The sequence below is a fragment of the Bernardetia sp. MNP-M8 genome (assembly GCF_037126285.1).
Classification (GTDB): Bacteria; Bacteroidota; Bacteroidia; order Cytophagales; family Bernardetiaceae; genus Bernardetia.
Map to the genome: position 1 here is coordinate 4,175,812 of NZ_CP147012.1, position 13,097 is coordinate 4,188,908.

Sequence of the window (13,097 nt, forward strand, 5' to 3'; positions counted from 1 at the left end):
TTATTCTAATTTTAAAAACTCAAAAAGGCAACTTTTTTGCATTGTTTAGAGTAAAAATAAATATAATCCTATCTTAAAGTTATTTTAATTATTTGTTTACCCTAATGAAGTCAAAAAAAACATCGGATATTACAGACTCTGCTGATGAAAGTGAAATTTCAGCCAAACAAAACAACATATCAATAAACAATAAAAAACTAGTCGGTTCTTTTACTAGAGGAATTTACTTTCTTCTTATTTTGAGTGGCTTTTTGTTTATGGCATCTTCTTGCAAACCTTCTGTAAAAAAATATACAGAAAATGCACGTCAGTTGATGTTAGAAGGAAAGTTTGAAGAAGCAATTCCTATCTTAAATACAGCTATCAAAAAAAACTCTAGTAGTCATGAAGCCTACAATTTGCGTGGTGCTGCTTATTTAGAACTTGATAGATTTGAAAAAGCAAAAGAAGATTTAGATAAAGCTATTAAACTTCATAAAAAAGACTATCGATATTTTTATAATCGTGCAAAAGCAAAAAAAGTCCTTAAAGAATACGAAGCTGCTGTCGAAGATTATAATAAAGCAATTGCTCTCAACGAGCATGTAGCAGATATGTATTTAGAAAGAGGAGAACTCTTTTTAACTTTACACAAAGGAAATGAATCTATAAAAGATTTAGACAAGGCTGTGATGCTCAATGCTTCTGAAAAGATGGCTTACTTCAATAGGGCAGAAGCACATTATTTACTTCACGAACTTAAAGAAGCAATTATAGATTTAGAAAAATGTGTTCGTTTGGATGAGCAGTTTGGAAAAGGACATTACCGTTTGGCTCAAATTGCCTTAGAAATAAATCAAAATAGGGCAAACAGAGATATTTGTCTGCATCTTAAATCGGCTATTAGTGGAGGTTGCCCAGAAGCTGAAACATTGATAAATAAGGTTTGTAGATAATCACAGATTCATCCTCATTTGATACAAATCAAATCCTTTTGCCCAAAAATCTTTTTCAGTTTTCTCTACTTCAAAACCCACTTTTTGATAAAATTTATACGCTAATTGACTTGTTCTGACAACAATAAGTTTGATTTTTTTACTCTGAATATGATTTATTCTATGTAAAAGAAGTTTTTTTCCAATTCCTTGTCCTTGAAAATTTGGATGAATAATATCCCACGAAATACGAGCTAATGGAATCGTTTCATCAGGAAAATAATTAATTCCACCACAACCAATAATTTGATTTGTGGTTTTGTTTTCTATTACAAAATAATCTTCTTTATATTTTTCTAAATACTCTATAAAATCTTCTTGTTCTGATTCTTCAAAGTAAGTGGGAATATTTAATTTGATTAATTCTATAAGTTTTTCTTTATCAGATTCTTTATAATTTCTGATAATATTTTCTACATTTTTGTTTTGCATTGTAGTTGTTTTACGTTTTCGTCTGATTAAAAGCATCTAAACATTCATCTATCAAAAGTTGTATATTATGGTTGTATTTACGAGAATGATGTACAGGATTTACCTTTTTTACTTGCGCTCTGCGTGCTACCAATCCTGAATTTTTAGCAGTGCTATGATGATTTTTCAAAGCAAGTGCTTTGTCTTCTTCCAAATAATAACTTTCAATAAATAATTCATCAGCTTTTTGAAAAAGGTGTACAATTTTTTCAAAATTCTCTTCTGAAGCTAAATGATCCATCACATATCCCAATTTGTAACCTGCTTCTACAAAAATATAAGAAAACAACTCTTTGGCTAGATAATTAGAATTCTCTATTTGAATATTTTTTTCAGGCAAATTCTGTTCAAAGGCTTCTTTCAACTCTTTTACCCACTTACCAGCCTTAAATGGAAAGTCTTGAATTTTTGTTTTAGGATGAGTTTCAAATAAATAGGCTATTGAAGGTATACTGTGATTTAGTGAGGTAAATTTAACTTCAAATACATCATTTTTGTAAATGATTTCATCTTTGATAGTTTCAATCAACTTAATATCCCAAGACGGAGGAGTAATTTCGAAAATAGTAATGGCATTATCTAAACCTATTTCTCTAATTTCATATTTTACAGCATTAGGTTCGATTAAATTCCATGTGTAGCCCAAAAGTTTTGCTTGTACATTTTTGGCTATTCCTTCTGGTCCACAAATAGTAACAGTACGTTGAATACCTAACTGATGTCTAAAAATGGTATCAAAATTACAAAAATGGTCAATATGCGTATGACTAATGAAAATAGCGTTTACCTTTAAACAATCTGCAACACTAAGCTGACTAGCCTGCCCACAATCACAGAGATAAACCCAACTATGATTAGGAACAGTAAGCATAAGACAAATATCTTCATTGGGTAAATTTTTGAGTGTGCCTTCTATCATTATTGTTTGCTTTTAATGTGTTTAATTATTGATTTGAGCTTCAAACAAAAATATCTGTATCAAAAGTTCCTTAGTTTTGTTTAAGTGAGAGTTTAGTAGCTATTATTAGAGTTATTTTGGATTACAAACAAACTACTGATTTTTAAAAGATTACTATAGTCAATTATAGATATTTAATTCACTATGATAGGCTTTTACTTCTTCGTTCATCAAATCCCATTGCCATTTCCAAAAAGTTGTTCCTTCTGAAAAAGTATTGTATATAATTTCTTGTGTTATTTCGTCATTATAGCCATTATAATCCATAATGTTTTCAGTAGTTGAACGTTTAAAATATATTTCAGAATTTAATCTTATTTTATCTGCTTTTTCTTGTCTGAGTTGTAGTAATTCTTTGTTAAGTTCATTCCGTAATTCTCCTAATGTTTTACCAAAATTCCCAACTTTGATATTGTCTTTATAGAGCTTATTCTTATCTAGGTAAGTCCTTAATTGCATTTCTCTAGCTTCTATTCTTTTTAGTCGCTCTTTATACATATTTGTATTGTTCCATGGATGATGTAGTCCTAGTGCATGTCCTAATTCGTGTACAAAGGAAATATATCCACCTCCTACAGCACTAGGATTCATCATAATATAATTACTATTTCTTGGGTAAACTTTTGCGTGTCCAAGTTCCATACCTTGTTGTTGCATGGAACTCATCAAAAATAGTATTCCATCGTAAGGTTTGTTTTTCTCAACATACTCTTTGTAAATTTCGTCATCAAATCCTTTGTTATATCTTGGAATACTTTGTTTTCCTTCCTTATCTGTAAATACAAAAAGTAATTTTTTTTCTCTATATTTCTCTACATCTACTATAAAATCTTCAGTTTCATCAAATACGATATTAATTAATGCCTGATTAAAATACTTACTCTTGAATTTTTCCTTTAATTTATTCATCCATTCTAGAGTCATTTGATTGAATACTTTTTCATTATAAGTATTATCTCTCTCATTTCCTTTTAGCCTTAAAAACTTGATTTTTAATGTATTCAAATTATGATTAGCATAGAAACACACTTTGCCTACTACAATTTTATCTTGATTTATTATTTCTACAGTGGTATTTACAGTTAATGGTTTATTACATTCTATACTTACTTCTTTATTTTGTGCTTCAGATAAAGGAAATTTATTAGGGATAAATTTAATACCATCAACAGATTTAAACTCAATACTATCAGTATTAATATCTTCGTTTGTTTCCACTTCAATCCTCAATTTTACGCCCATCTGATTAGGAAACATACTTATCCAAGGAATTAAATATTCTTGGTTTGTTAAAGTTGTTGGTTGATAAACTTTTTTCAATTCTTCATAGCTCAAACAAGTTTTTTTATAATCTTTTCGCATCCAATCAAATCCAAATTCCCCATCATAACTATTCAATCTACGTAAATGAACAACATATCCTGTAGAATTTTCTTTACAAGACTGACAATTTATACACATTAAAAACAATAAAATATATAATATGGTTTTCATAAATCTATTTTTTATGTGCTAAAACTCCACTATGTCGTCGGTGGGACACCAACAACGGCAGGTTATAGCCGTTGTCGGTGTCTCACCGACGACCATCAAAGACAATTTCTTATTTATAAACTGATAATTCTTTCCAACGTATAATCAATCAAATTATTAACTTCTTCTTGTGGATTTTCTGAAAACTCATGCGTGATTCGATTGGCAAGAATGGCATTAAGAGAAAGCATTTTGTGTCCTAAAAGTCTGCCCATAGCATAATACCCTGCTGTTTCCATTTCCATATTGGTAAGTGGAAAATCTTCAATTTTATTTCTGATTTTATCTAAATAATTATCTGTTTTGGGTTTTAATCTCACTTCTCGTCCTTGTGGTGCATAAAATCCAGGGCAAGTAAGTGTATTTCCTTTTATCATCTTCACAGTTGTAGTGCTTTTTGTAAAATGATTTACCAAACTTTCATCTGCTGAAACTATATACGGATTAAAATCAACTTTTGCATTTTCTTTAATCTGTTGAGAAATTTCTTGTTCTTTTTGACTTTGTTCTAATCTATAAAACTGCATTAAAGTGTCCATTCCTATAGCATTTTGAGAAGCTAAAAGTGTTCCTACAGGAATGCTTTCTTGCAAAGAACCCGAAGTTCCAACTCTAATAATGGTAAGCGAAGTCAGTTTCTTTTTTATTTCTCTTGTTTTGAAATCTACATTGACAAGTGCATCTAATTCTGTCATCAAAACTTCTACATTATCTGTTCCCATTCCTGTCGAAATTACAGAAATTCGTTTTCCTTTATACGTTCCTGTATGTGTAACAAATTCTCTCTTATGAATTTTGACTTCTATAGAATCAAAAAACTGACTTACAAAAGGCACACGTTCAGGGTCACCTACTGTAATAATTGTGTCTGCTAATTGTTCAGGTTGAAGGTTGAGGTGATAAATAGAATTATCAGGATTGATGACGAGTTCGGAAGATGGAATCATAGCTTTTAGTTTAGTTATTAAAAAGTAAAATTACTAATTTATGATAAACGAAATGAAAAAATAGCATAAAAAAGCCTTTTCATTTTCAGAAAAGGCTTTTTGTAGATAAAAATGGAATTTAATTTATTCTTTTTTCGGAACAATAGATTGAATTAGCTTAATAATCGTGTTTTCAGACTTTAAATCTATATAAAACATATCTTCTTTTTTATCTTCCTCTTTTTTTGGATTTTTGAGAAGGGAATGCTTTGCAACTGCTTTTGCACAAGGATTATCTGAAAAGACAATGTCTAAAGTATCTTTTTTTGCCTTTAAACGCATGGCATACTTTGGCATCATCATACACTTTTTTTCTATATCAGAAATATAATTTGTCGTATCTAGAAGGGTGTTTTTAAGACTATCTGATTGTTCTTTGGAAGTATAAACTTTGGCGTATGCTTCATAATCACACAAATAGATTTTACTTGTATCTTGTTCTATGGGATTAGTGGGCGTGTCTTGTATTAAAAAAAGTTCTACTTCTTCTGATTCATTGATTACTTTTTGCATAGCATGTAATTCTTTTTCTTTGCAACTACTCAAAATAAATAAAGATAATCCGAAAGTAAAAATGGCTATATAAAAAAACATTTTTTGAGGAAAATTCATAAGTGCTAAATTTAATTTGGGGATGATTATCTTTTACTGATTTTGGTGTAATAAACTGGATTTTGAGTAGTACAGTTTCTACAACCTGTATCTGTTTTATTGACTGTATTAGCGTGAGATTTTTTCAAAATATTTTCCCAAGAAGGTTCTTGTGTTTTAAGATAGCTAATTTCTTCGTGAAAAGCCTGTAAAAAACTAAGTGTAAAAAATCCTCCATTCACACTATTTGACCAAGAAACTTGTCCAGCACTAGAAGAAGTAACAATTAGATTTCCTTTTGTAGCCAAAAATAATTTTTGTAGTTTTTCTATATGAGGTGTTTGATACGAACGACCAGCCAAAAAGCTCGTTTCAGTCATTTTATTGATTCCAATATCAGAGTTACAACAATCTGTAATGACAATATTTAAGCGTGCGCCCTTTTTATCTAAGAGATTATAAACAGAGGAAACAGAAAGGGTTGTTTCTGCTGTGAGTTTGGTATAAGGTGAAGCACGAATATCCATTTGAGGATAGGCATCAGTTTGGTCAGACCAACGAAAACCGTGTCCACTATAATAAAAAACAACAATATCATTACTGCCTGGGTTGAGTCCATTCAAAACCTGCATCGCATTTGTTTTGGTAAAACTGCTTCCTTTGACTTCATATTTTCTAAAATCAACTTTCAAAGCACTTGCAATATCTTCAAATTCTTTGGTTATATTTCGGCTATCCGTTTCGCAGCTTGCTCCAATATCTCCAATACTACTATTGACAAGCATTACCAAGTGCATTTTTGCTGCTCCATAATTTGCTTCTTGATTTTGCTGTTGAGTCGTATTGTTATCATAATGCTCTTGCGCTACATGGCTATCAAGCTCATTATCACGCATGTTTTGAAAAGCTAAATATTCTTTTTCATTATCCCAATAAAATTGATGTAAATACTCATCTGTAAGTTCAGAAACTTTTAATTCTTTATATGAATCAACTCGTTTGAGAGATTCTTCGCTAAAATTTGGGTCGTCGGTTACAAATGGTTTTTCTCCTTTCGTGTTTTTATCCCAAACCCATACAAAATGATCAGGGTTATAAGATTGTTGATTTACTCTTGATCCAGAATTTTTGGTGATAAACTTTGGATTTTTACCCTGCATAACAAAATAGTTATAGCCATCTTCTTGACCAGAGTTAGAAGTATAATCTATATTGACAACATTATAAACGTCATTAAAGGTATAAGCTACACGCATATAAGCATCTTCCTCATTAAAATAAACTAAGAAGCCTTTGTATTTTACTCCTGATGCTGAGAACTGAATTTCATATAAGGATTGAGAAAAAACGGGAACAGAGAGAGTTAGAAAAAACGAAAATAAAAGTATTCTCCAAATATAGGAGGTTTTGATAGATTTTTTATGATTTTCCATAGGTAAAATATAGATAAGTAAAGAAGTTGGTTTTCAAAAGTACACAGATGTACAAGTTCAAAAAGAAAGCCAAAACTTTTAACTTTCATTTATAATTGAAAGTTAGTTTTATATCTGTAGCTATGCTATCAAATTAAATAAAAAAGACATTTCTACAAAAGATAATAAAATTACTTCTTGTAGAAATGTCAGTGTATTGTTGATTATCTAAAATTAAGAAAGGCTTACTTTTGCTTTACCATGATTTTTTGCCTTCTACTACTTCCTCCACTTTTTTATTCATCTGTTTTTGGATAAACTTTAAAATACCAACACAAAGCAAAATACTCAAAATACCTAGTGGAATCATTGTAGCAAAATCGTTTGTTTCCATTGCTGGAGCATTGAGCATTTCTTTATCAACAAATAAAAACAGAATCAAAGTAAGTCCATTATTGAGAATATGCGCCCAAATTGGAACAGTAATATTATTAGTGTAGATATATAAGTAGCCAAATAAAGCACCTAAGAGCATACGAGGAATAAAACCATAAAATTGAAAGTGAATAGCACTAAAAATAATGGCTGTTATCCAAATGGCTGCGTGTTTGTTTTTGGTAAGATTCTGAAAGAGAGGTTGTACTACTCCTCTAAAAAATACTTCTTCGGTGAGTCCTGCCAAAATAGCAACTACTATAAAACCTAAAATTGCTTGCATAGGCGAAGCAAAATCAGTCATAAAAAGAGTTAGTGTTTGTGCAGCATCTTCTTTTTCTCTCATCCATGTTTCTAAGCCTTTTAAGGCTTCAGGAAATTCTACTGCTCCATTTAATGCCCCTGTTACCCAAACAGCAGGAAAAGCAACAATAGCAAGCACAACTACCACTAAGAAAATAAAAGCAGGAGTTTTGTATCTTCTTAGAAAAGGCTCTTCTAAAAATTGTTGAGCCAAATCAGGATTTATGACATGAACTGTTCCATTGTTTGGATTAGCTTGATTAAACTTATAGACGTATTTAGTAAAAAATAAAGCAGCTCCCAAAAAACTGAAAATCTGTGTAAAGCCTTGCAAAATCAAAATAGGTGTGCGAAGTTCTGGGTGTGCACTCATATTTTGCATCTGATTTGTAAATTCTATAATAGGAATGTCATAAACTATTGCAATCAAAAACATTCCAATAAGTTGGGAAGCAAATAAAGCTAAAACAGTAATGACCAAAAGCAAGAGAAGCGAAAATATATATTTCATAGAGGTATTTTTAAAGAAAAAAGTTGTAATTTTTCTAGTAAATCAGTAGTATTTTTATCTTCAAAATTACTATAATTAAGAAGAAAATTGAATTTTTATTTCACAACAAAAAAACCATCATTACCTTCATCTTGATATAAAGGCATCAAAATATAGCCTTTATAAGGTGAGCGAATTTCTTTTCCATCTTGATGTGCTAATAATTGCCCTTCTTCGATACTATCAAAATTACCAAAACCTTCTAACATCTTAAATGTCGAATTTTCTGGTATTTTATGGATATATTCACAGTTTAGATAATTCGGAACGCCTGTTCTGATAGTTTCTCCTAAAGTATGTTCTAAATTTGGAATAGGCTGAGTAGTCATTTGAAGAGCTTGCATGATACGCCAAACTCCTAAGGTAAGGTTATTTGCAGAATTCTCTTTTCCTATTGTTCCTCCTTCAAAAGCAAAAGTTTCATAATTCCATTGTTCCATATAAGTCATGGCAGTTCCTTGTAATTTTTTATCTAATCCAAGAATAACAGGAATTTCTAAAAGTTGAGCAAGTTTGTCATCTGTTGTTGTGGTTCTGACTACAAACGCTCCATTTGGTGCAGAAGTAGTATGCAAATCTATCAAAATACGTCTTTTATAAGTATCGTGAGGAATGACACGCAAAACTTCAATAAGTTGGCGCAATTCTTCATATTCTGAAATTTCTGAATCAGGTGGAATATTATCGATCAAATCATTGAGCCAAATTCTGTTCAAATCAGTTTGTAAATAGCGTTTTTTTTCTTTTAGTGCTTGCAAGTTTCCACCAATAGCTACAAAATGTCCATTAAAAAGTCGCTTATCTAAATGGGAAGCAAGATATTCTAAGGCATTATAACCTGCTTGTTCGTTTCCGTGTAAACCACCAATACAAACCAAAAGTGTTTGATTATCTCCTCCAGAGATATTTCCAATGATACGCTTAAAAAGTGTTGATGTGTGGGTGGTTTCCTGTGATTGTTGAGTCATCTATCTTGTTAAAAAGGTCAGGGAAAATTTCAATAAAACCCTAAACTTCCCAATATGTTTTTGAAGAAGTTTAGGGTAAATAGTATAGTACGCAGAATAATGCGTAAAGATACAAAAAACTAATTTTTATTAAATCAGTAAATATCAAGTTATTTGCTTATTTTTTTCTAACTCCCAATACGTTAGGAATTTCCCAAAAATGATGATTATTATCATTCAAATTAAAATTAGTTTCATAGCTTCCTTGTTTTGAAATTACACTATCGCCATACTTTATAAAAAATGAAGTTTCTGGTCCTCCTTCCAAATACATGATTTTTTTGATATTGAGTTCTGATTTTAAAAGCATATCATTGTAAGTCTGAACATTATAGGGCGAACGAGTATGAATAAAAAGAACATTTGAATTCATATCTTCTGCCAAAACAACCATACTCCAATAACGCTTTTGATTTCCCCAACGGTTTTTTTGTCGGCAATCTACCAAACGCAAATTCTGAATCAGCGTATTATAGTTTTTGATAGTTTTTTGCCAGTTTCCACACGAATTATCCATATCAATGATTTGAAATTCAGGTAAATTTTCACCTTTTTTGCTGTTTTTTGCGTCTTCTTTTAAGTTAAAAGCTGCAATAGAGTTATACTTTTCTGTAAAATTAGGATTATTTACAAACTCAAAATCTTTCATATAACCTGCGCTCATTCCGTCCATTTGGAACATAGAAGCATTAAAGGCAGCAATCAATTTCTCAGCTTTTGCCCATTTGGGAGCTGTTTTAGTTCCTTTTTTCTCAAATGACTTTTCAGAAATTTTTTCTAATGAAGAAATCAAATCTAACTTAAAAAATTTCATATCGATTCTCAAAACAGAAATCTTACTATCTGCAATATTTGACTTTATGGGAGCATCAAATTCAGCATATTCCAAGCCTTCTTCAAAAACTTTCCAAACTATCTTTGTTTCTACTTTTCTAGGCGTAAAAGTCGGAATTACTTCTTTAGGTTCTTGGTAATTAGAATCGCCATAAATCCAACCTGCTTTTTCTCCGTCATAGTAAGGGGCATTTTTATCTTCTTTGTTTGAGTCCGTTTTAGTAGAATCCAAGTCAATAATTTTACTTGTAGGAATTAGTATAGAATCTGATTGATTATTCGAATTTTCTTTTTGCTTTTCAGTTTGGGAAGAACTCACTGTACAAGAAAAACAAATCATTATAGAAATAAATACTAAAACAAATAACCTTATCTTTGTAGCTAAAATCAAAATAAAATGTTGCATAATGTAGCTTACTCTTTAGAGTGAGAAATAATGTATCGTAAATTTTAGTTTGCGACCAAATGAGTTTTTGTTCTCAAAACGGAATGGGCATTTTTATATTGTATGAAATTTTTGTAAAAAATATAGCAAATAAATGGAATCTACTTATCACAATCCTGTCATGCTTTCTGAATGTATAGAAGCATTGGATATAAAAGAAAATGGAATTTATGTCGACCTTACTTTTGGAGGAGGAGGACACAGCCGAGCAATTTTAGAAAAACTAACTACAGGACGACTCTATGCCTTTGACCAAGATTCGGATGCACAAGCACAAGCACAAGAATTAGCCAAAACAGCAAATACACTTGAAAATCCTTCTCGTTTTGTTTTTTTGAAGGCTAATTTTAGATACTTAGCTAAATATTTGAGAATGTATAAAGTAGAAAGTGTAGACGGGATTTTGGCAGATTTAGGGATTTCTTCGCACCAAATAGACGAGCCAACAAGAGGGTTTTCTACTCGTTTTGATGCTGATTTGGATATGCGAATGGATACTTCGACGAGCCAAACAGCAAGAGATATTTTGAATGAATACGGAGAATCTGAATTACACAAACTTTTTGGAATCTATGGAGAAATAAAAAATGCTAAAACTTTAGCTAAAACAATCGTAGCCTCAAGAATTAATAAACCTATTGAAACGACGACTGAATTTAAATCCATTTTAGAACGTATTGCCCCTAAAAGACAAGAGTTTAAATACTATGCACAAGCATTTCAGGCATTGCGTATTGAAGTCAATCAAGAAATGGAATCTTTAGAAGATATGCTCCTTCAATGTGCTGAAGTTTTGAAAAAAGATGGACGTTTGGTTGCTATGTCGTATCATTCTTTAGAAGACCGACCTTTGAAAAAAATTATCCAAATGGGAAAATTGCATGGCGAAGTTGAAAAGGATTTTTATGGAAACATTCTAAAACCTTTTGAAGCCATAAATAGAAAACCAATTACTGCATCAAAAGAAGAAATTGAGCAAAATCCTAGAGCTAGAAGTGCAAAACTCAGAATTGCTAAAAAGCTGTAATTCAAAAAATAATTAAATTAGAACCTAATCTTTGTAGGAAAACACAAACAAAAATAATTTTACTTTATGCTTCATAAAATATCAAATCAAACTATTTCTATTCAAGAAATTTATCAAATTGCTAAATCTCATACAAAAATAGAGCTTTCAGAAGAAAGCAAGGCACAGATACAAAAAGCACAAGCTTATCTAGAAAATCTTATCACACAGAGCGAAGAAGCCGTTTATGGTGTCAATACTGGTTTTGGGTATTTGTGTAACTACAAAATTCCTAGAGAGCAGATTAGTGAATTACAAGAAAATCTAGTGATGTCGCACGCTTGTGGAATGGGCGATGAAGTGCCTACTTTTATCGTTCGTTTAATGTTACTTCTCAAAATTCAATCACTTTCTTACGGACATTCAGGCGTTCAGCTTCAAACGGTGCAACGACTTGTTGATTTTTATAATGAAGATATTTTGCCTGTTGTTTATGAATTGGGTTCTTTGGGTGCATCTGGCGATTTAGCTCCTTTGGCTCATCTTGCCTTGCCTGTAATTGGAATGGGAGTAGTTCAGATAAAAGATGAAAATGGAGTTTATCAAAAATATCAAGCAGAAGAAATTTTAAAACAAAAAAACTGGAATCCAATAAAATTAAAGGCAAAAGAAGGTTTGGCAATGCTCAACGGAACACAGTTTATGAGTGCGTATGGGGTTGCATGTATGGTAGAGGGTCAAAAACTTAATAGTATTGGTGATACAATTGGCGCACTTTCAGCAGATGCATTTTTATGTCGTTCTGAGCCTTTTGATGAACTAACACACAAAATCCGTCCCCACAAAGGACAAATTGCCACAGCAAAAACAATTAGAGAACTCTTGGAAGGAAGTGAAATAATGTTGCAACCCAAAGCACATGTTCAAGATCCTTATTCTTTCCGTTGTATGCCACAAGTGCAAGGCGCAAGTAAAGATGCTTTCAATTATATCAATTCTGTTTTTGAGTGTGAGATTAATTCGGTTACAGACAATCCAAATGTTTTTCCTGAAGAAGACAAAATTCTTTCAGGGGGGAATTTTCATGGACAGCCACTAGCTATTTCTTTAGATTTTGCAGCAATTGCACTAGCAGAACTGGGAAGTATTTCGGAACGAAGAACCTATTTATTGATGGCAGGAGAGCGAAATTTGCCTCCTTTTTTGGTGCGTGATTCGGGTTTGCATTCGGGAATGATGATAGCACAATATACAGCAGCTTCGATAGTCAGTCAGAACAAGCAACTTTGTACGCCTGCAAGCGTTGATAGTATTATTTCCTCAAAAGGACAAGAAGACCATGTTAGCATGGGAGCAAATGCAGCAACGAAACTCTATAAAATTCTTCAAAATGTAAAACGAATTTTGGGAATCGAACTCATGGCAGCAGCCCAAGCGATAGAATTTAGAAGACCTCTGAAGACATCAGATAAACTAGAAGAATTTTTATCAAGGTATAGAAATTATGTAGAACCTCTACAAAAAGATAGAATTCTGCACGATGATATGATAAAAAGCGTAGTTTTTATAGAAGAAACTGAAATTTAAAATCA

At 31.5% G+C, this 13,097-nt stretch carries 12 protein-coding genes; 3 read left to right on the top strand and 9 right to left on the bottom strand.

The window, feature by feature from the left end:
- Positions 1-104: 104 nt before the first annotated feature.
- Entirely contained in the window at positions 105-935 is an 831-nt protein-coding gene (locus tag V9L04_RS17020; protein ID WP_338791070.1) for a tetratricopeptide repeat protein, read from the top strand.
- On the opposite strand, the gene V9L04_RS17025 is transcribed toward V9L04_RS17020, so the two are convergent.
- The 9 genes from V9L04_RS17025 to V9L04_RS17065 form a co-directional block, all read right to left on the bottom strand.
- The gene (locus tag V9L04_RS17025; RefSeq protein ID WP_338791072.1) at positions 936-1,406 is read right to left on the bottom strand and encodes an N-acetyltransferase; all 471 of its coding nucleotides are present in this window, start codon (positions 1,404-1,406) and stop codon (positions 936-938) included.
- A gap of 10 nt (positions 1,407-1,416) precedes the next feature.
- On the bottom strand, positions 1,417-2,364 hold the full coding sequence (locus tag V9L04_RS17030; protein WP_338791074.1) for an MBL fold metallo-hydrolase: 948 nt from the start codon (positions 2,362-2,364) through the stop codon (positions 1,417-1,419).
- 159 nt (positions 2,365-2,523) lie between these two features.
- A complete protein-coding gene (locus V9L04_RS17035; RefSeq protein WP_338791076.1) occupies positions 2,524-3,897 on the bottom strand; it encodes a hypothetical protein in 1,374 nt (457 codons plus the stop codon).
- Positions 3,898-4,010: 113 nt separating this feature from the next.
- Positions 4,011-4,883, bottom strand: a complete 873-nt coding sequence (locus V9L04_RS17040; RefSeq protein ID WP_338791078.1) for a nucleoside phosphorylase — start codon at positions 4,881-4,883, stop codon at positions 4,011-4,013.
- Between the two features lie 123 nt (positions 4,884-5,006).
- Complete coding sequence (locus V9L04_RS17045) at positions 5,007-5,534, bottom strand: hypothetical protein (protein ID WP_338791080.1); 528 nt, start codon at positions 5,532-5,534, stop codon at positions 5,007-5,009.
- A gap of 26 nt (positions 5,535-5,560) precedes the next feature.
- A complete protein-coding gene (locus tag V9L04_RS17050; protein WP_338791082.1) occupies positions 5,561-6,946 on the bottom strand; it encodes a caspase family protein in 1,386 nt (461 codons plus the stop codon).
- Positions 6,947-7,181: 235 nt separating this feature from the next.
- Positions 7,182-8,174, bottom strand: coding sequence for a CPBP family intramembrane glutamic endopeptidase (locus V9L04_RS17055; RefSeq protein ID WP_338791084.1), 993 nt, complete (start codon positions 8,172-8,174; stop codon positions 7,182-7,184).
- Between the two features lie 95 nt (positions 8,175-8,269).
- A complete protein-coding gene (locus V9L04_RS17060; protein WP_338791085.1) occupies positions 8,270-9,181 on the bottom strand; it encodes a succinylglutamate desuccinylase/aspartoacylase family protein in 912 nt (303 codons plus the stop codon).
- A 157-nt stretch (positions 9,182-9,338) separates the two neighbouring features.
- On the bottom strand, positions 9,339-10,460 hold the full coding sequence (locus V9L04_RS17065) for a phosphodiester glycosidase family protein (protein ID WP_338791086.1): 1,122 nt from the start codon (positions 10,458-10,460) through the stop codon (positions 9,339-9,341).
- Between the two features lie 133 nt (positions 10,461-10,593).
- On the opposite strand from V9L04_RS17065, the gene rsmH reads away from it, so the two are divergent.
- A complete protein-coding gene (gene rsmH / locus V9L04_RS17070) occupies positions 10,594-11,526 on the top strand; it encodes a 16S rRNA (cytosine(1402)-N(4))-methyltransferase RsmH (RefSeq protein WP_338791087.1) in 933 nt (310 codons plus the stop codon).
- Between the two features lie 66 nt (positions 11,527-11,592).
- On the top strand, positions 11,593-13,092 hold the full coding sequence (gene hutH, locus V9L04_RS17075) for a histidine ammonia-lyase (RefSeq protein WP_338791088.1): 1,500 nt from the start codon (positions 11,593-11,595) through the stop codon (positions 13,090-13,092).
- Positions 13,093-13,097: the final 5 nt, after the last annotated feature.

Bases quoted from the DNA above. Each gene is read 5' to 3' on its own strand.
- V9L04_RS17030 (WP_338791074.1), bottom strand. From the start codon at position 2,364: ATGATAGAAGGCACACTCAAAAATTTACCCAATGAAGATATTTGTCTT.
- V9L04_RS17040 (WP_338791078.1), bottom strand. From the start codon at position 4,883: ATGATTCCATCTTCCGAACTCGTCATCAATCCTGATAATTCTATTTAT.
- V9L04_RS17050 (WP_338791082.1), bottom strand. From the start codon at position 6,946: ATGGAAAATCATAAAAAATCTATCAAAACCTCCTATATTTGGAGAATA.
- V9L04_RS17020 (WP_338791070.1), top strand. From the start codon at position 105: ATGAAGTCAAAAAAAACATCGGATATTACAGACTCTGCTGATGAAAGT.
- V9L04_RS17035 (WP_338791076.1), bottom strand. From the start codon at position 3,897: ATGAAAACCATATTATATATTTTATTGTTTTTAATGTGTATAAATTGT.
- V9L04_RS17065 (WP_338791086.1), bottom strand. From the start codon at position 10,460: ATGCAACATTTTATTTTGATTTTAGCTACAAAGATAAGGTTATTTGTT.
- V9L04_RS17060 (WP_338791085.1), bottom strand. From the start codon at position 9,181: ATGACTCAACAATCACAGGAAACCACCCACACATCAACACTTTTTAAG.
- rsmH (WP_338791087.1), top strand. From the start codon at position 10,594: ATGGAATCTACTTATCACAATCCTGTCATGCTTTCTGAATGTATAGAA.
- V9L04_RS17025 (WP_338791072.1), bottom strand. From the start codon at position 1,406: ATGCAAAACAAAAATGTAGAAAATATTATCAGAAATTATAAAGAATCT.
- hutH (WP_338791088.1), top strand. From the start codon at position 11,593: ATGCTTCATAAAATATCAAATCAAACTATTTCTATTCAAGAAATTTAT.
- V9L04_RS17045 (WP_338791080.1), bottom strand. From the start codon at position 5,534: ATGAATTTTCCTCAAAAAATGTTTTTTTATATAGCCATTTTTACTTTC.
- V9L04_RS17055 (WP_338791084.1), bottom strand. From the start codon at position 8,174: ATGAAATATATATTTTCGCTTCTCTTGCTTTTGGTCATTACTGTTTTA.